This window comes from Kribbella jiaozuonensis, assembly GCF_005233875.1.
In the GTDB taxonomy this organism is placed as follows: domain Bacteria; phylum Actinomycetota; class Actinomycetes; order Propionibacteriales; family Kribbellaceae; genus Kribbella; species Kribbella jiaozuonensis.
This window is the reverse complement of sequence record NZ_SZPZ01000006.1, coordinates 516513-533233: the sequence shown is the minus strand read 5'-3', so window position 1 is coordinate 533233 and position 16721 is coordinate 516513. Positions and strand designations below refer to the sequence as shown.

The window sequence follows — 16721 nt, the reverse complement described above, 5'->3', positions numbered from 1 at the left end:
CAGGACTGGACTTTTTCGATGGAAGATTCAGGTACGGCGTGAGCAGTCGGCGCACAAGCCCCAGTAGATGACCTCGGCCTCGTCGATGACGAACCCGTGGTCCTCGGACGCGGTCAGACAGGGCGCATGCCCGACCGCACAGTCGACGTCGGCGATGGCACCGCACGACCGGCAGACGGCGTGGTGGTGGTTGTCACCCACGCGCGACTCGTACCGCGCCACCGACCCCAACGGCTGGATCCGCCGCACCAGGCCCGCCGCCGTCAACGTGTGCAGCGAGTCGTAGACCGCCTGGTGCGACGCCTGGGGCAATTCGTTGCGCACGGCACCAATAATGGAGTCCGTGTCCGCATGCGGATGCTCGTAGACCGCGGCCAGCACCGCCACCCGCGGCCGGGTCACCCGCAACGAGACCCCACGCAACAACCCCTGGAGCTCATCCACCGTCGGCACGCGTCGCAGTCTTCCGCGTTTTCTGGAACGAGTCAAGATTAGCTGCCGCGATTCTCAACCTGAGACAACTCAGGCCTGAAGGTTCTCCAGGTCCGCCAGCAGATTCGGGTGTTCAGGCTTCCAACCGAGCACATCCCGGGTGTGAACACTGGACGCCGGCTGGTCGGTCGCGAAGATCGGACCGAGCGGGCCGTACGTCTCCTCCGGCACAGCCTGGACCGGCAGCCCGAGCCGTCGACCGATCACCGCAGCGATCTCCCGTACGGCGTCGCCCTCGCCATCCACCGCATGCCACGCCGTGCCGGCCGGCGCATTCTCGAGAACCAACCGGAACAGCACCGCCGCATCCAACGCATGCACAGCCGGCCACCGCTGCGTGCCATCACCGGGGTAACCGGACACCCCAGCGCGCCGCGCGATGTCGGTCAGCAAGCCGGCGAACCCGCCGGTCCCCCGATTGTGAACAGTCCGCGGCATCCGTACGGCGGCACTCCGGACCCCACGCTCCGCCAGTCCGAGCACGCCCATCACAGACCGCCCTCGCCCACCAACCGGCCCGTCAAGCGGCAACGGGTCGGCCTCCGTCGCCACCCGTCCCGCCACCCACGGCGTACCCGAAACCGTCACCAACGGACGCCCACTCCCCACCAGCGCCTCCCCCAACACCGCCAGCGCGGCCCCCTCCTCGGCAACACCCGCCGCCACCGCCTCCGGACTGCTGAAGTCGTTGCTAAAGGCAAGGTGAATCACCCCGTCCGACTCCGCGGCACCAGCCTGAAGCACCTCCAGATCCGCAAGGCTCCCGCGAACAACCGCAGACCCGGCCTCCTTCAACCCAGCCGCAGCGGCATCGGACCGAGCCAGGGCAAGAACCGCATGCCCGTTCGCCAGCAACTCCGCAACCACGGCCGACCCGATCAGCCCGCTTCCACCGGTGATGAATACCTGCATCAGACACTCCTGAACGTGATGGGACCTTTGTCCCATCACAGTAGCACTGACGAGACAAAGGTCCCATCACCTACAATCAGGGTATGGCGCGATGGGAACCCGGTGCACGCGAACGACTGATCCTGGCCGCCGTGGACCTCTTCGCCGATCAGGGCTACGACGCGACCACGGTCGCCCAGATCGCCGAACGGGCCGGAGTCACGAAGAGCACCTTCTTCCGCCACTTCCCCGACAAGCGCGAACTCCTCGTGGCCGGCCAGGAAACCCTGTGCCGCCTGCTGGTCGAGGGGATCACCGACGCACCCGAGGATGCAGGTCCGGTCGACGCGATCGCCGCCGGGCTGGAGCGCGCCTCGAGCGCGATGGGGCCGATGAACCGCGAGCTCGGCCCCCGCCTGAAGGCTGCCGTCGCCGCCAGCACCGAACTCCAGGAACGTGATGCGCTGAAGAGCGTCGGCCTCGCAAAGGCGATGACCGACGCTCTTCTGACCCGCGGCGTCCCGGACCCCGTCGCCCACCTGGCCGCCGAACTGGGCGTCCTGGCCTTCAAGCGCGGCTACACCGAATGGATGCAACTGGAACACGACGAAGCGGGTCTGGCGCCACACGCATTGGCCGCCCTCGCAGAGCTGCGCGCAGCCAGCGCTTCGTTGGGCTGAGACAGTACGCGCCTGAGGCAGATCCTTGCTTCAGGCACGTACTGCGCAAGCTCAGCCGGCCGCGGCCGGGACCGAAGCGCGCGTGGGCCGAGCGTGGACCGCAGCCCGGCGGGAGCTGCGGAGGACGCTGATGCTCACGGCAAGGGTCCAGAGGCTCCACAGTGCGCCCATGCTGGCCGTCGTACCCCAGCCCTGGGCGCTGTAGAAGTTCGCCGGGTCGTCACCGAAGTACAGCGCCGGCACGAAGGCGAGGTTGATCGCCGCGAGCACGAACGCGGACCAGCCGACCCACTTCGGCAGCAACCGCAACCGATAGACGACGATCCCGAGTGCGATCAGGAACAACCCCATCAGCAGCCGTGAGATCAGGCCCTGCATCAGGTACTGCGCTCCCGCGAACGGGCCCTCCTTCGTGGTGTCGATGTCGTGGTCGGTGACGATCGCGGCGCCGGCCTCCATCGACTGCGGCACGAACACCATCGCGACCCACAACAGCCCGGCCGTCTGGATCACGCCCGCGATCCAGTCCGACGCGACGTCGACCTGATGGATCAGCTGGCGCAGTCCGGTGAAGAACAGGATGTAGAAGACGCAGCCCACGATCCCGATCAGGCTGCGGGTCAGGATGTTCCAGTCCGGCGGAGCACCTGAGTAGAGGAAGTACAGCGGCACCTGGACGACGATCAGCGCGCTCGCGATGACCCCGAACAGTCCTGCATACCTGCGAACCACGGCTTCCGGCATGGTCTTGATCCCCTCTTGTGGTGGACGAGACGTCTCGTCTCATGACGAGACGCTAAGTCTCGCCATTGCCCACTGTCAAGACACAACGTCTCGTCTTGTGTAAGCTTCGGACGTATGGCGACCCCGAACCCCGAACGTCGTAGCGAGCGCGCCCGCCAGGCGATCCTGGACGCCGCCCTCGAGCTGTGCCTGAAGCACACGTACGGCGGCCTCACCATGGAGGGCATCGCCAAACGGGCCGGCGTCGGCAAGCAGACGATCTACCGCTGGTGGCCCTCGAAGGCCGCGATCCTCCTGGAGGCTCTCCAGGAGCGCGGCGGCAGCACCCTGATCTTCCCCGACACCGGCAACCTGAAGGCCGACCTGCGCGCCCAGATGAACCAGGTCGTCACCGCCTTCACCGACCCAACCTTCGCCGCCTACAGCGGCGGCCTGATAGCCGCCGCCCAAAGCGACCCCGACATCGCCGCGGCCGTAGTAGCCAGCATCATCAAACCCCGAGTAGACCTCTGCGTAGAACGCCTACAAAAAGCCCAACAGGCAGGAGAGCTCCGCCCAGACGTAAACCTCCCCGACCTGGTAGAGCTCCTCTATGCCCCCCTCTACTACCGCCTACTCCTCCACACCCGCCCCGTCTCCAAGTCCCAGGTCACCACAATCCTCGACCTAGCCCTAAACGGCGCAACCGCAGACAAGAACTAACCCACCCCAAGCAGGTGAGCGACCGGCCAACCCGAGCCAAGCAAGTGAGCTGACCGCAGAACCCAACCCAAGCCAACCCGCCGAGCGAAGCGAAGGCCCAAGGGGGTGCGGGTGGCGGAGCCCCCGCTCGCGGCAAGCGAAGCGCAGCCGCACAACACAGAGAAGGCGACCCGGTCCGCGCTTTCCGCGGACACGAGTCGCCCATCGCCTTCGTGGAGCTGAGGGGATTCGAACCCCTGGCCTCTTCGTTGCGAACGAAGCGCGCTACCAACTGCGCCACAGCCCCGAGCTGGTCGCCTTGGTTTCCCTGGCGACCGCGAAACTCTAACACGTAGAGCCCCGGGTTCTAAAACCGGATATCAGTCGCCGACGGCGCGTTTCACCTCGTGTTCTTCGGGCTCGGCGCGCTCGGCGACGACGGGCTTCTCGGCGGGGTCCGTCGTCCGCGCACTGGAGAAGACTTCGTCGTCGGTGAGGGAGATCGTGCGCACCGTCCGGTCGGGTGCTTTCTCCTTCAGGACGTACGTCGGAAGCGTCACCGGCACCGGGTCCCAGAGGCCTTCGGCCGCAGGCTTCTCGGCGGGCTTGGCGGGCGCCGGCGCTTCGGGGAGCTTGACCTCGATGGTCATCTCCTCGTCGGGCGACGGCGCGGGCTTCCCGGCCGGTCCGCGGTCGTGCTGGGCCTGGATGCGGGTACGCCGTTCGGCAGCGATCCGCGCACGGGTCCGCGCCTGCCGCCGCAGCTGCACCCGGGTGAGTACGACGAAGCCGAGGATGAACGCGCCGGGAATCGCCACCGACCACCACGGCACCATCGCGAGTCCGGCCAGCGCGACGACCGACAGCAGCGAAAGGGTCAGGATCGACAGCACCCGCCGACGGCGCATTGCGGCCACCCGGCGGGCTCGGTTGGGGACGTACCGCTGCGGCGGCGACGGGTCGTCGGCGGCGGTCGCTCCGGGCGGGCGTACGACGTACCGCGGTCGCGACGGGTCGCGGGAGAGCACCCGCGCTTCGGCGGATGACGGCACCACCGGTTGCCGCCGCGCTTCGTCGCCCCGCTTCAGCCACATCGGGACGAGGTAGGCGGCCCAGGCGGCGACGATCGCCACATAGATCAGCCCTGTCGTCCCCATGCGACGACGCTAAGGTGCGGCGGGGGCCAGATGAGGTACGTGAGACGGTGTGTCGCAAGAAGACTCGTGTGACTGATGTGAATAGCACGCACCGTAGTCAGCGCAGTCGCGCTACGAGACCGGGCCCGACCTCTTCGATGTTGAGCGCGAAGATGCGGTGGTCGCGCCAGTCGCCGTCGATGTGCAGGAACCGCGGCCGCTCGCCTTCGTACCGGAAGCCGAGCTTCTCCACCACGCGCAGACTTGCCTTGTTCTCCGGGCGGATCGCGACTTCGATCCGGTGCAGGCCGAGGGTGAACCAGCAGTGGTCGGCGGCCATCGCGACGGCGGTCGGCACGATCCCGCGACCGGCGTACTGCTCGTCGACCCAGTAGCCGAGATTCGCCCAGCGGGCCGAGCCGTAGGTGATGCCGGAGACCGTGAGCTGTCCGACCAGCGGCCACTTCGACCGGGCCCCGACGCCGGCTGCACCGCCGTACGTGATGACGAACGGGAGCATGCGTCCGTACCGCGCCTGCCGGTTCCAGTCACGTGCCATGGCTCGGAAGGTGCGTGCACCGTCCTCCGCACCGGGCGGCTGGGTCGCGTCCCAGGGCCGCAGCCAGCTGACGTTCCGCTGGCGTGCAGCGGCCCACTCGCCGCCGTCACCCGCCCGCAACGGGCGCAGTCCGACCTGTCCGTGCTGCAACTCGACAGGCCAGTGCACGATTGCCATCAGTCGGTGTCCGTCCGCACATGGTCCCCACCGTGTACCTGCTCGACCGCATGTCGCAGTAGCGGTTCCAGTACGGCGAGACCGTCCTTCACCCCGCCACGCGAGCCGGGCAGGTTGACGATGACCGTAGTACCTGCGACTCCGGCCAGTCCACGGGACAGTGCGGCTGTCGGTACTCCGTTGGCGACGCCGTACGCCCGGATCGCTTCGGCAATCCCCGGCACGACCTTCGTCAGCACAGCAGCCGTCTGCTCCGGCGTCTCGTCGGTCGGCGAGATCCCGGTGCCACCCGTCGTCAGCACGACGTCGTACGACGCCTCGACCGCGGCACGCAACGCATCGCCGACCGGTGCACCGTCAGGGACGACAGACGGCCCGGACACCTCAAAGCCCCACTCCGCCAGCCGTGACGCGATCAGTGGACCTGTGGTGTCGGTGTAGATCCCAGCGGCCGCACGGTTGGACACGCTGACGACAAGCGCTCTCACGGCCGCTCCCAGTGCCCGGTCTTGCCGCCCTCTTTCAACTCCACCCGTACGTCGGTCAGCACTGCCGCCGGATCCAGCGCCTTCACCATGTCGATCACAGCCAGCCCCGCGACCGCAACCGCGGTCAGAGCTTCCATCTCGACACCGGTGCGGTCGGTCGTCTTCACCTGCGCCCGGATCAGTACGGCGTCGTCCGCGACCTCGAGGTCGACCTTGGCGCCGGTGATCGCGATCGGGTGACACAGCGGGACCAGGTCCGGCGTCCGCTTCGCACCCATGATCCCGGCGATCCGGGCGACACCGAGCGCGTCACCCTTCGGTACGCCGTCGCCGCGCAGCGCGGTCACCACCTCGGCCGAGACCAGAACCTTGCCGCTGGCAACAGCTCGCCGGCTCCCCACGTCCTTGGCCGACACGTCGACCATCCGCGCGGCCCCGGTCTCGTCGACATGGGTCAGCCCGGCAGGCGGCTCGGTCATCCGGTCTCCTCGTCCAGCAACATGAGCTCGACTTGATCGCCGGCCCGTACTGCGGTGACGTCCTCGGGCACGATGATCAGTGCGTTCGCGCGGCTCAACCCGCCGAGCAGGTGCGAGCCGTGCCCGCCGACTGTACTGGCCATCCAGCCCTGGTCGCCGGAGGTGGCCGTGGCGCGGACGAACTGCCGCCGCCCCGCGGGCGAGCTGAACCCGTCCAGCGTCACTCCCGGGACCAGTGCGCGCCGGTACGGCATCTGCCCCATCATCTTGCGCAGTGCGGGCCGTACGAACACCTCGAACGACACGTACGCCGACACCGGGTTGCCCGGCAGCGTGAAGATCGGCACCTCGTCCTCACCGATCACACCGAACCCCTGCGGCTTCCCCGGCTGCATCGCGACCTGCGGGAAGTCCACAGTGCCCAGCTTGGACAGCTCCTCCTTCACCACGTCGTACGCGCCCATGCTGACGCCACCTGTGGTGATGACCAGGTCAGCACGCACCAACTGGTCCGAGAGCGTGTCCATGATCCGCTTGGGGTCGTCGTCAACGATGCCGACGCGGTAGACGACCGCTCCGGCGTCCCGCGCACACGCGGCCATGGTGTAGCTGTTCGAGTCGTAGATCTGCCCGTCGCCCAGCCGGCTCCCCGGCTCACGCAACTCGGCGCCGGTGGAGATCACCACGACCCGCGGTCGCGGACGAGCCTTCACCCGCGCCCGGCCGACCGCTGCGAGTACGGCAATCTGCCGCGGCCCCAGGATCGTGTCGCGGTCCAGCACCTGCACTCCGGCCGTCACGTCCTCACCGGCGTGCCGTACCGAACCGCCGACCGGCGGCTGCTGGGTGATGCGGACGTTGACCGTCCCACCGTCGGTCCACTCGACCGGTACGACGCTGTCCGCGCCGCGCGGCATCGGCGCGCCCGTCATGATCCGTACACAGGTACCGGGCGTCACCACGATCGGCTGGCTTCGGCCGGCCCGGAACTCCCCTACTACCGGCAGGGCGATCGGGTTCTCGTCCGAGGCACCGGCCAGGTCACCGGCCTGGACGGCGTACCCGTCCATGGCCGAGTTGTCGAACCCCGGCAGACTCACCCCCGAGACGATGTCCTCGCACAGCACCAGCCCGACCGCGTCCATCAAAGGCTGGTCGAACGCGGGCAGAGGCGTCACACGGCCGAGTACAGCCTCCAGATGCTCATCAACACTCCGTCTCACGAGCCTGACCCTAATCCACACCCTCCGGGTGGTTGCCCCAGGTCATCCGCACGTCGGGCGCGCGTTCCTCGTTGGCAGCGCCATCGGTACGGCGTACCTCGACGAAGCCGTGGGCTTTGTAGAAGGACTGGGCGTGGGTGTTGGTCTGGAAGGTCCAGAGCGCCAGTCCGCCAGGCCGGAGGTCCTTGGCGAGGTCCACGAGGGTCGATCCGATGCCCTGACCGGCCGCCTCCGGTACGACGTACAGCTGGTCGAGGTCGTCGCCGTCGAGCGTCAGCACTGCGACGATCCGGTCGTCGTCGAGCGCCACCCAGGTCTCCGCGTCCGGCAGCAGCACGTCCGCGAACCAGGTCGCCACCTCCGCGGCCGTATGGATCGCCGGCGGCAGCTGCGAATCGTCAGCATGGCGCGAGCGCCACCACACCGCGGCGGCCTCGTCCGTGTCGGACGGCTCCAACGGCCTGATCAGCAGGTCGTCCATCGCACTCCCCCCGAAGCGTTCAGTTGCTCAGTTCGGTCCCGTCCGGGATGACCCGGCGCTCACCGGCCGGCGCCTCCACCTCGACGTCCCCGACCACCACCACATCCTTGCCGAAGGCAACGTCACCGCGCACCTCGAGCCGGTCGGCCCGGACCAGCGAGGGCGGCCCGGCCGCGAACCGGAGGTCGAAGTCGGCGAGGATCTTGAAGAACTCCGGGTCCAGGTCGACGTACGGCTCGTCGCCCTCGTGCGTCGTGGTCAGGTCGCCAGCCTCGTCGAGCTCGTAGACGTCGGAACGCAGTACGAGCAGGTCGTTCGTGGTCTTCACCGGCTTGAACCGGCTGCGGTCGACGATCACGGCCTGCGAACCCTCGAACGTCTCGATCGCGGTACCCATCGCGGTCTCGAGCTGGATCACCTTCGGCGAGGACGGGTCGGCCGGGTCGACGGTCTTGCGGTTCACGATGATCGGCAGGCCGAGGATCCCGTCGTGCCCGTCCATCAGCTCGGCGAGCCGGTCCAGGTCGATCCACAGGTTGTTGGTGTTGAACGTCTTGTGCCGGGTGACGTCCTGGAAGTACTGCGTGTCCTCCTCGGCGACCTGTGCGCTGTCCCGCAGGATCAGCCGGCCGTCGGACTTGCGCACCGCGACGTGGCCGCCCTTGCGGTCGGAGCGGGTGCGCCGGCAGACCTCCATACCAAACGGTACGGTATGTTCCGCCATCCAGGCGGCGATCCGCGGATCCGGTGTCGCGCCGAGGTTGTCGGCGTTCGAGATGAACGCGTGCCGGAAGCCGTGCTCGCGCAGCGCATCAAGGGTGCCGGAGGCAACCAACGCGGTGAACAGGTCGCCGTGGCCCGGCGGGCACCAGGCCAGCTCCGGGTCCGGCTCCCACTCGGCCGGCGTCAGGTCGTCGGCGAGCAGCTTCGGCTCCATGTTCTGCAGGAAGTCGAGCGGCAGCCCGTCGATCGCCAGGCCGTCGTACTCGCTCAGGATCTGCAGCGACTCGGTCTTGGTGCGGAACGAGTTCATCAGCACCAGCGGCAGCGGTACGTCGTACTTGCCCCGGGTGCTCAGGATCTGCCGGGCGATGATGTCGAGGAAGCTCAGCCCGTCCTTGACCGGCAGCGCGGACTTCGGGCCGGTGACGCCCATCGACGTACCGAGGCCGCCGTTGAGCTTGATGACGACCGTCTCGGCGAGCGCGGCGCGCATGGCGTCCGGATCGGTGTCCAGGTGATCGAGGTGCGGCAGCTCGCCGACCGGTTCGATGTCGGCCTCGTGGATCTTCCCCTGCTGCCCCGATTCGAGCAGCTGGTAGTAGTGCGTGAAGACGCGTATTGCAACGTCGGCAGCACCGGCTGCACGCATCTTCTCCTGCGCTTGTCTGAGACCCACCTCACCCATGCACCAACCCTAGGGGACAGCCACCAATCCGAGTGTTGCCCGCGTCACCCTCATACGATCAGTTCGTGTTTCAGTCGAAGGCCACGGCGCGGCAACATTTCCTCGGTACCCGGGAGCAGCGCCCCCATGCGGAAGGGCTGCTGACCTGCGCCAAGCAGGTGCTGCCCGACGTCCACCGGGTCGCTCTGTACGTATCGATGGGCCCGGAGCCGCAGACTGGCGCGCTGATCGACTGGCTGCTCGCGACCGACCGCGAGGTACTGCTGCCGATCCTGTACGCCGACAACGACCTCGGCTGGGGCATCGCGCCCGGTGCGGCTGACCTGGTGCCCGGTCGGCTCGGCCTGTCCGAGCCGCCGACCGATCTGGGCTCGGACGCCATCGCTACTGCCGATCTGGTCATCTGCCCCGCCGTAGCCGTCGCCCGCGACGGAGTACGCCTGGGCCGCGGCGGAGGTTCGTACGACCGCGCACTCGGCCGGATCCGACCTGGTACGCCGGTCTGGGCCGCCGTGTACGACGCCGAGATCGTGGATGCCCTGCCGTCCGACGCGCACGACCACCCGGTGGACGCTGCGCTCACACCAACTCGTTTGATCCCGCTGCAAAGATCAGGAGATGACTGAGACCGCGGTCGAAGCCGCACGCTCCCTCGGCCTGACCGTCACCGACCCTCGGGTGCTCTACACCGCCTTCTCCACGGTCGTTCATCTACAGCCGTCGCCTGTGGTCGCGCGGGTACCGATGAACCTCCCGGACGGCATGAAGGACCCCGAACCCGCCGTACGCCGTCAGCAGCGCGAACTGGATGTCGTCACCTGGCTGGCTGCGCATGGCGCGCCCGTCGTGCAGCCGACTCCGCTGGTGCCTCGCCGGCCGGTGGAGCGGGACGGGTTGTCCATGACCTTCTGGACGTACGTGGAAGTGGACCAGACCGCCGAGCCCGACCACTTCGGCGCCACGGCTCGCGTGCCGGAGCTGCACGCCCAGCTCGCGGACTACCCAGGTGAACTCGCCTGGATGACCCCGCTGCGGCTGATCGGTCCAGGTCTGGAGGCCGCCGAGGCTGTGCCCGGTCTGCTCGAGCAGGACGACGTCGACCGAGCCAGAGCCGAGTGGAAGGTGCTGGAGCCAGTCCTGACCAGTCGGTCCGGGTTCGAGGCGGTCTTCCCGTCGGCGACCGTGCAGCCGATCCACGGCGACGCCCCGTCGTGGAACCTGATCACCACCGTCGACGGGCCGCTCTGGGCCGACTTCGAGGACGCGACACTCGGACCGATCGAGTGGGACGTCGCCGGCTTCGGACCGGAGCTGTACCGGGCGTACGACGAGGCGGCGCGGACTCGCGATCTGCCGACGCTCGACCCGAAGATCCAGCAGGTGGTGGATCTGGCCCGCGCCCTGCAGGTCCTCGTCTGCACCCCGCTGGTCCCGCTGATCCCGGAACTGGCCGACGGGATCCGGATGTTCGCGACCCAGTGGCGCGCGATGCCGTTCGCTGGTGGACTGAGCTGATGCTACAGACGTACGTCGACAACGGCGTGGTACCCGGACTCATCAGTCTCATCAGCCGCGGTGACGAAACCCGGGTCGAGGTGCTCGGCAGAACGGCGTACGACGGGCCGGAGCTGCAGCGGGACAGCCTGTTCCGGGTCTCGTCGTTCACCAAGTCGATCGTTGCCGCCGCGACCATGATCCTCGTCGACGAGCTGCGGCTGACCATGGACGCACCGGTTGCCGACGTACTGCCGGAGCTGGCGCATCCCGTCGTACTGCGGCAGCCGGACGGGCCTCTGGACGACACGGTGCCGGCGGCGCGGCCGATCACGACGCGGGACCTGCTGACGTTCCGGCTCGGGCTGGGTGAGTCGGACAACCCTGCGCTGCGGCAGCGTGAGGAGGAGCTCGATCTCCACACGTTCGGACCACCTGTACCGCGGACCGGGTTGGAGCCGGACGAGTGGATGCGGCGGCTGGCGACGCTGCCGCTGCAGTACCAGCCGGGCGAGCACTGGCTGTACTCGACCGGCTCCCACGTGCTCGGCGTACTGATCGCACGGGTTGCAGGTCAGCCGCTGGAGGAGTTCCTCCGCGAGCGGATCTTCGAACCGCTCGGAATGCGCGACACCGGGTTCACGGCGATGGATCCCGCTCGGCTGACCACGGCGTACGTCGGGGACGACGTACTGGATCCGGCCGCGGGTAGCCAATGGCTGACGCCGCCGCCGTTCCCGGACGCCAGTGGTGGGCTGGTCTCGACCGTCGACGACTTCCACGCCTTCACGCGGATGCTCCTGAGCGGCGGGCTGCTCTCACCGGCTGCCATCGCGGAGATGACGACCGACCAGCTCACGCCGGCGCAGCGCGAGGGTGCGGCCGGCTTCCTCGGACCGGACACCGGCTGGGGCTACGGCATGTCCGTCGGCAGCGACCGGTACGGCTGGGCAGGCGGACTGGGCTCGCTGTGGTCGACCACGCCCGCGGACGGGACCATCTCGATCCTGCTGACCCAGCGAGCGCTCTGGACCTGGCCGGAAGAACTGTTCGCCGAGGCCAGCGCGCCCGCCTGGTGACAGCTACCGATCCGGCTTGGTGAAGGTCAGTGAGTGCTTGCGGGTCGCCTCGACGGCGCCCTTCGTGTAGGCCCACTGCAGCGTCTCGCCCTTGACCCACAACTTCGTCTGATCGGTGTAGTTGGACGAGAACGCGTGCCCGGACACACCTGTCAGGTTCACCCAGCGGGACTGGTCGAAGTCCGACAGGTCGACGACCATGCGCATCGACGGGGTCGCGGTCACGTCGTACCCCTCGGAGGCGTCCCAGGCGGTCGCGTCGACGATCGACGTACCTCCGCCGAGCTGGTAGGGGCCGCGGTTGAAGATCTTCTCGACCAGTCCGATCCCGGACTTGCCCAGCGTCTGGTTGGTCAGCGTGAGCTTGTGCAGCTTGCCCCACTGCCAGTTGACCGGCTCCCGCGCCATCTTCTGGGTGATCTCGGTCCGCGCGTTGACCAGGGCCTCGCGCAGGATGTCGTCGCGGCTCTCCTTCTGCGGAGTGCCGATGTTGTCCCACCAGCCGCTGTTGGGCTGGCCGAGCAGGGTGTGGATCACCTCGAACCAGCGTGAACCGCCGTCCGGCCAGGTGCCCTCCGGGAGCTGGTCATGGAAGGTCAGCGCGAGCAGGTTGCGCCAGACCACGTTGAAGTACGCGGCCGCGGCGGAGTCCGGCGGCTGGGTGAAGTCCCAGTTCCGCAGGGTGTCCTGGCCCTGCTTCTCGAACGCGTCGTCGATGCTGATCCGGAGCAGGTACGGCACCAGCATCTCCGCGGCCTTGTTCTTGGTGTCCAGCTGGATCGACGCCATCGCGTTCGCGTCCAGCTTGCCGGCGGACTTGATCCGGTCGAGGATCTGCTGACTTCGGTAGCCGTAGTCCCAGGTGTTCGTCAGGTAGTAGGTGTACGTGTTCGGCACCACGGCCTGGTTGGCGGTGACGATGATCCCGCCCGGTGGATCGAACTCGGTCGGCAACGCATCGAAGGGTATGTAGCCCTTCCAGTAGTACTTCGGGTCCCAGCCGGGCACGGGCCAGTCCCCGCGACCCGTTGCGCGGATCGGGATCAGTCCGGGCGACTGGTAGCCGATGTGGCCGTCGGTGTCGGCGTACACCAGGTTCTGCGAGGGGACCTGGAACTGTTGCGCGGCGGCGCGGAACTCGGTCCAGTTCTGAGCTGTGTTGATCGCGAACAGCGCGTCGGCGGTCTTGCCCGGATTCAGCGCGGTCCACTGCAGTGCGACGCCGTACGCCGTCGGGTACTTCGCCTGTGCCGCGGCCTGCTCGCCGACCTTGCGCTCGTCCTCACCGACGTCGGAGATGAGCGGACCGTGCCTGGTCTCGCGGACGGTGATCTTCACCGGCTTGTCCTCGCCGGCCACCTTGAACGTCTCCTCGCGGGTGGCCATCGCGCGCCACTTGTTGTTGTAGAGAACGTTGTTGCCGTCGATCCGCTCCAGGTACAGGTCCTGGACGTCGGGGTCGAGGTTGGTGAAGCCCCAGGAGATCGCGTTGTTGTGGCCGATCACCACACCGGGCAGACCGGAGAAGCTGAAGCCGGAGACGTCGAACGGGCAGGCCTTGCCGACGCTGTTGCAGTGCAGACCGACCTGCGTCCAGATGCCCGGCATGGTCGCGCCCAGGTGCGGGTCGTTGGCCAGCAGCGGCTTGCCGGTCGTGGTGTGGTCGCCGGAGACCACCCAGGAGTTCGAACCGACGCCGTCGCCCTGGCCGAGCAGCTCGGGCAGCCCCTTCGCGACACTCTGCACGGAGTCGAGTGACTTGAGCAGGTCCTGGGTCAGCATGCCGCGGCGGAGCTCGGGGCTCACCGGCGCCGTGGTGAACTTGCCGTCCGTGCCGATCGAGCCGCTGGACATGATCGGCTGGTTCCGGTCGTACGGGTACTGCGGGTAGAGGCTCTCGATGTTGCGGGCCGGGAACGCGGCCAGCAGCTTGGTCCGGGTGATCTCCTCGTCCAGGTTGCCGCCGAGGTCCCACGCCATCGCCTTGAGCCAGGACAGCGAGTCCGCCGCGGTCCAGGGCTCCGGGGTGTAGTTCTTCGGCCCGCCGGGCTGCAGGGAGAGGATGCCGTACTCCAGGCTGAGGCCGGAGCCGCTGTGCTTCGACAGGTACGCGTTGACGCCGCGGGCGTAGTCGTCGAGGTACTCACGGGTGCTCGGGTTGAGCAGCGGCAGCTCCTGCTCCGCGACGCGCCGCCAGCCGAGGGTCCGGACGAACTTGTCGGTCTCGAGCGCGTCCTTGCCGAACAGCTCACTCAGCCGGCCGGCGGTGACGTGCCGGCGGAAGTCCATCTCGAAGAACCGGTCCTGCGCGGCCACATAGCCCTGCGCGGCGAACAGGTCGGCCGGGGTGTCGGCGTAGATCTGCGGGATCCCGTTCGCGTCCCGGACCACGTTGACGTCGCCGTCGAGACCATTCAGATCGATCGATCCGTCGTACGTCGGGAACGAGTGGCGGACGACGAAGATCACGGTCCCGGCGATCACCACGAGGACCGTGGCGAGGGCGATTCCGCTGATGACGACGAGTCGAAGCAGGCGAGGCACGGACCAACCGTAGAGAATCCGCCCGCGCACCCCAAATGGGGTCCCTCACAACTTTGCGTTGCTCTGCGTTCCCTCGACATGAACGCAGAGTTGAGGTATGAAGGCGTCCCCGGTTCCGAGCTGGACCGCATTCGCTGCAACAGCTACGACGATTTCGGAAACGCCGTCGTTCCGCGGACGTCGGAAGGCGGCGAGCCGCTGCGCTGCTGCCTGACGCTCGCGGGCGCCGGTGAGCGGATCACGCTGGTCGCACACCGCCCGATGACGGTCGGCGGCCCGTACGCCGAGATCGGGCCGGTGTTCGTGCACGTGACGGACTGCCCGGGTCCGGACGAGGGCTTCCCGATCGACTTCCGGGACCGGCAGGCGGTACTGCGGCCGTACGACGCCGCCGGTCAGATGCTGGACGGTGTCGTCGCAGAGCCTGGGACGAGCGAAACGGAGCTCAAACTACTGTTCGAGGATCCGGCCGTGGACACCGTTCAGGTGCGCAATGTGGTGGCCGGATGCTGGAACTTCACGGTGCGCCGACAGGGCTGAGTTGGAATACTTCGGGCCGCTGGCGCATTATTAGCAGTCGGGTAGTAGGAGTGCCAGCGGCTTGAAGGGAACCGACCGTGCCGACGTACCAGTACCAGTGCACCGACTGTGGTGAAGCGCTCGAGGTGCGCCAGAGCTTCACGGACGATGCTTTGACCGTGTGCCCGAACTGCCAGGGCAACCTCCGCAAGGTCTTCAACGCCGTGGGCGTCGTGTTCAAGGGCTCCGGCTTCTACCGGACCGACAGCCGCTCGTCCGGCAAGAGCTCGGTGCCGGCGAAGTCCGAGTCGTCCTCGGCCGGCTCCGGCGGCTCGTCCGAGTCGTCGAAGTCGTCGTCGACCTCGAAGGACTCCTCGTCGGGCAGCTCCTCCTCGGGAAGCTCGTCCTCCTCGAGCACCAGCGCCGCCTGAATCTTTTCTGTGGATAACCGGAAGGGACGCCGGAGAAGTTCGTATCTTCTCCGGCATGAAAATCCCTTCCCCACTTCGTGATCTGCTCCGTGCCGCCCGTTGGCACCGTCGACTGCTGGCCGGCGTTGCCGCCGCGGCCGCTGTGTACTTCGGCCTTCTAGCCCTCTCCCCTTCGCCCCCGCCGACAGTCGCGGTGCTGGCCGCCGCGCGCGACCTGACCGGCGGAGCCGTGCCCACGCACGACGACCTGCGTACCGTCGAACTACCGCCGGGCGCTGTGCCTTCCGGTGCCCTCAGACCGGGCGCCGATCTGACCGCGCGGCTGCTGAGCGGACCGGTCAGAGCAGGCGAGCCACTCACCGACGCCAGATTCCTGGGGCCACCAGCCGTGCCGTCCGGCTCTCTCGCCTATCCGTTCCGCGTCGACGACGCCGACATCAGCGCTCTCCTACGGGTCGGCGACCACATCAATCTGTACGCCGCAACGAGTACGGCCGCTGCCGGCCTCCTGGCCCGAAGCGTTCCCGTCATCGCTCTGCCGGCGCCTCGGTCGGCCACGGCCGGCGCGCTGATCGTGGTCGCGGCAACGCCGGAGATCGCGACCCGACTGGCCCAGGCCAGTACGAACTCGCGCATCACTGTCGCGCTGACGCCCGACACGAGCTGATCACTCAGCGGACAGCTGAGGGCACGATGCGTTGCCGCGCGGCGCGGTACCTCGCTCTGGGCAGCCCGCGGCCCTACGTTTCTCGGGTACAAACCACCCGCTTCGTGGAGGCAACCCACATGCTCAAGGGCTTCAAAGAATTCGTCATGCGCGGGAACGTCATCGACCTCGCGGTCGCCGTCGTCATCGGCGCAGCGTTCACCAAGATCGTCAATGCGCTCGTGGACGGCTTCATCAACCCGTTCATCGCAGCGATCTTCGGCAAGACCGATATCAGCGGCGTCTGGAACTTCGAGATCAACGGCGCGAAGTTCTCGATCGGCCTCATCCTGCAGGCCGCGCTGAACTTCCTGTTCGTCGCCATCGCGGTCTACTTCTTCATCGTGATGCCGCTGAACAAGCTCGCCGAGCGCCGCAGGCGCGGCGAGGAGCCCGAGCCGGAGACCACCCCGCTCACCGCCGACCAGGAGCTGCTGACCGAGATCCGCGACCTGCTCCGCACCCGCCAGCCATAAGGCCTGCCGTCGCCGCAGGTGGGCGCGTAAACC

At 67.9% G+C, this 16721-nt stretch carries 20 protein-coding genes and 1 tRNA gene; 9 read left to right on the top strand and 12 right to left on the bottom strand.

Annotation, left to right across the window (positions count from 1 at the left end):
- Positions 1–27: 27 nt before the first annotated feature.
- Together FDA38_RS37980 and FDA38_RS37975 are read right to left on the bottom strand one after the other, a co-directional pair.
- A complete protein-coding gene (locus FDA38_RS37980; protein WP_134107921.1) occupies positions 28–453 on the bottom strand; it encodes a Fur family transcriptional regulator in 426 nt (141 codons plus the stop codon).
- 69 nt (positions 454–522) lie between these two features.
- Complete coding sequence (locus tag FDA38_RS37975; protein ID WP_137258992.1) at positions 523–1404, bottom strand: NAD-dependent epimerase/dehydratase family protein; 882 nt, start codon at positions 1402–1404, stop codon at positions 523–525.
- Between the two features lie 83 nt (positions 1405–1487).
- On the opposite strand from FDA38_RS37975, the gene FDA38_RS37970 reads away from it, so the two are divergent.
- Positions 1488–2063 carry a TetR/AcrR family transcriptional regulator gene (locus tag FDA38_RS37970; protein WP_137258991.1) on the top strand — a complete coding sequence of 192 codons (576 nt, stop codon included), beginning with the start codon at positions 1488–1490 and terminating at the stop codon, positions 2061–2063.
- A gap of 51 nt (positions 2064–2114) precedes the next feature.
- On the opposite strand, the gene FDA38_RS37965 is transcribed toward FDA38_RS37970, so the two are convergent.
- Positions 2115–2807, bottom strand: coding sequence for a hypothetical protein (locus tag FDA38_RS37965; RefSeq protein WP_137258990.1), 693 nt, complete (start codon positions 2805–2807; stop codon positions 2115–2117).
- Between the two features lie 114 nt (positions 2808–2921).
- Here FDA38_RS37965 and FDA38_RS37960 point away from each other — a divergent pair, with 114 nt between their 5' ends.
- On the top strand, positions 2922–3509 hold the full coding sequence (locus FDA38_RS37960) for a TetR/AcrR family transcriptional regulator (RefSeq protein ID WP_137258989.1): 588 nt from the start codon (positions 2922–2924) through the stop codon (positions 3507–3509).
- Between the two features lie 213 nt (positions 3510–3722).
- On the opposite strand, the gene FDA38_RS37955 is transcribed toward FDA38_RS37960, so the two are convergent.
- The 8 genes from FDA38_RS37955 to FDA38_RS37920 form a co-directional block, all read right to left on the bottom strand.
- A tRNA-Ala gene (locus FDA38_RS37955) sits at positions 3723–3795 on the bottom strand.
- 73 nt (positions 3796–3868) lie between these two features.
- The gene (gene sepX, locus FDA38_RS37950; protein WP_137258988.1) at positions 3869–4645 is read right to left on the bottom strand and encodes a divisome protein SepX/GlpR; all 777 of its coding nucleotides are present in this window, start codon (positions 4643–4645) and stop codon (positions 3869–3871) included.
- 97 nt (positions 4646–4742) lie between these two features.
- A complete protein-coding gene (locus FDA38_RS37945) occupies positions 4743–5360 on the bottom strand; it encodes a GNAT family N-acetyltransferase (RefSeq protein WP_137258987.1) in 618 nt (205 codons plus the stop codon).
- Positions 5360–5848 (bottom strand): MogA/MoaB family molybdenum cofactor biosynthesis protein, encoded by a 489-nt coding sequence (locus tag FDA38_RS37940; RefSeq protein ID WP_137258986.1) that lies wholly within the window; start codon positions 5846–5848, stop codon positions 5360–5362. Before FDA38_RS37940 ends, FDA38_RS37945 begins: the two co-directional genes overlap by 1 nt.
- The gene (moaC, locus tag FDA38_RS37935) at positions 5845–6327 is read right to left on the bottom strand and encodes a cyclic pyranopterin monophosphate synthase MoaC (RefSeq protein WP_137258985.1); all 483 of its coding nucleotides are present in this window, start codon (positions 6325–6327) and stop codon (positions 5845–5847) included. Before moaC ends, FDA38_RS37940 begins: the two co-directional genes overlap by 4 nt.
- Positions 6324–7550, bottom strand: coding sequence for a molybdotransferase-like divisome protein Glp (gene glp, locus FDA38_RS37930; protein ID WP_137258984.1), 1227 nt, complete (start codon positions 7548–7550; stop codon positions 6324–6326). Before glp ends, moaC begins: the two co-directional genes overlap by 4 nt.
- Before the next feature lie 10 nt (positions 7551–7560).
- On the bottom strand, positions 7561–8031 hold the full coding sequence (locus FDA38_RS37925; protein WP_137258983.1) for a GNAT family N-acetyltransferase: 471 nt from the start codon (positions 8029–8031) through the stop codon (positions 7561–7563).
- Between the two features lie 19 nt (positions 8032–8050).
- Entirely contained in the window at positions 8051–9439 is a 1389-nt protein-coding gene (locus FDA38_RS37920; RefSeq protein ID WP_137258982.1) for a UTP--glucose-1-phosphate uridylyltransferase, read from the bottom strand.
- A 65-nt stretch (positions 9440–9504) separates the two neighbouring features.
- On the opposite strand from FDA38_RS37920, the gene FDA38_RS37915 reads away from it, so the two are divergent.
- From FDA38_RS37915 to FDA38_RS37905, 3 genes are read left to right on the top strand one after another with little or no spacing between them, the layout of a single operon-like run.
- The gene (locus tag FDA38_RS37915) at positions 9505–10065 is read left to right on the top strand and encodes a 5-formyltetrahydrofolate cyclo-ligase (RefSeq protein WP_233715170.1); all 561 of its coding nucleotides are present in this window, start codon (positions 9505–9507) and stop codon (positions 10063–10065) included.
- The gene (locus FDA38_RS37910) at positions 10058–10954 is read left to right on the top strand and encodes an aminoglycoside phosphotransferase family protein (protein ID WP_137258981.1); all 897 of its coding nucleotides are present in this window, start codon (positions 10058–10060) and stop codon (positions 10952–10954) included. The genes FDA38_RS37915 and FDA38_RS37910 overlap by 8 nt, the downstream gene beginning before the upstream one ends.
- On the top strand, positions 10954–12012 hold the full coding sequence (locus FDA38_RS37905; RefSeq protein WP_137258980.1) for a serine hydrolase domain-containing protein: 1059 nt from the start codon (positions 10954–10956) through the stop codon (positions 12010–12012). The genes FDA38_RS37910 and FDA38_RS37905 overlap by 1 nt, the downstream gene beginning before the upstream one ends.
- 3 nt (positions 12013–12015) lie before the next feature.
- Here the strand turns inward: FDA38_RS37905 and FDA38_RS37900 are convergent, their stop codons facing one another.
- The gene (locus FDA38_RS37900) at positions 12016–14556 is read right to left on the bottom strand and encodes a penicillin acylase family protein (RefSeq protein ID WP_137258979.1); all 2541 of its coding nucleotides are present in this window, start codon (positions 14554–14556) and stop codon (positions 12016–12018) included.
- Between the two features lie 78 nt (positions 14557–14634).
- Here FDA38_RS37900 and FDA38_RS37895 point away from each other — a divergent pair, with 78 nt between their 5' ends.
- From FDA38_RS37895 to mscL, 4 genes are all read left to right on the top strand, one after another.
- Positions 14635–15096: a DUF1203 domain-containing protein gene (locus FDA38_RS37895; RefSeq protein ID WP_137258978.1), complete on the top strand. Its 462-nt coding sequence runs from the start codon at positions 14635–14637 to the stop codon at positions 15094–15096.
- Positions 15097–15173: 77 nt separating this feature from the next.
- Positions 15174–15506, top strand: coding sequence for an FmdB family zinc ribbon protein (locus FDA38_RS37890; RefSeq protein ID WP_137258977.1), 333 nt, complete (start codon positions 15174–15176; stop codon positions 15504–15506).
- Positions 15507–15561: 55 nt separating this feature from the next.
- Positions 15562–16173, top strand: a complete 612-nt coding sequence (gene cpaB, locus FDA38_RS37885; RefSeq protein WP_233715169.1) for a Flp pilus assembly protein CpaB — start codon at positions 15562–15564, stop codon at positions 16171–16173.
- 104 nt (positions 16174–16277) lie between these two features.
- Complete coding sequence (mscL, locus tag FDA38_RS37880) at positions 16278–16688, top strand: large conductance mechanosensitive channel protein MscL (protein WP_233715168.1); 411 nt, start codon at positions 16278–16280, stop codon at positions 16686–16688.
- Positions 16689–16721: the final 33 nt, after the last annotated feature.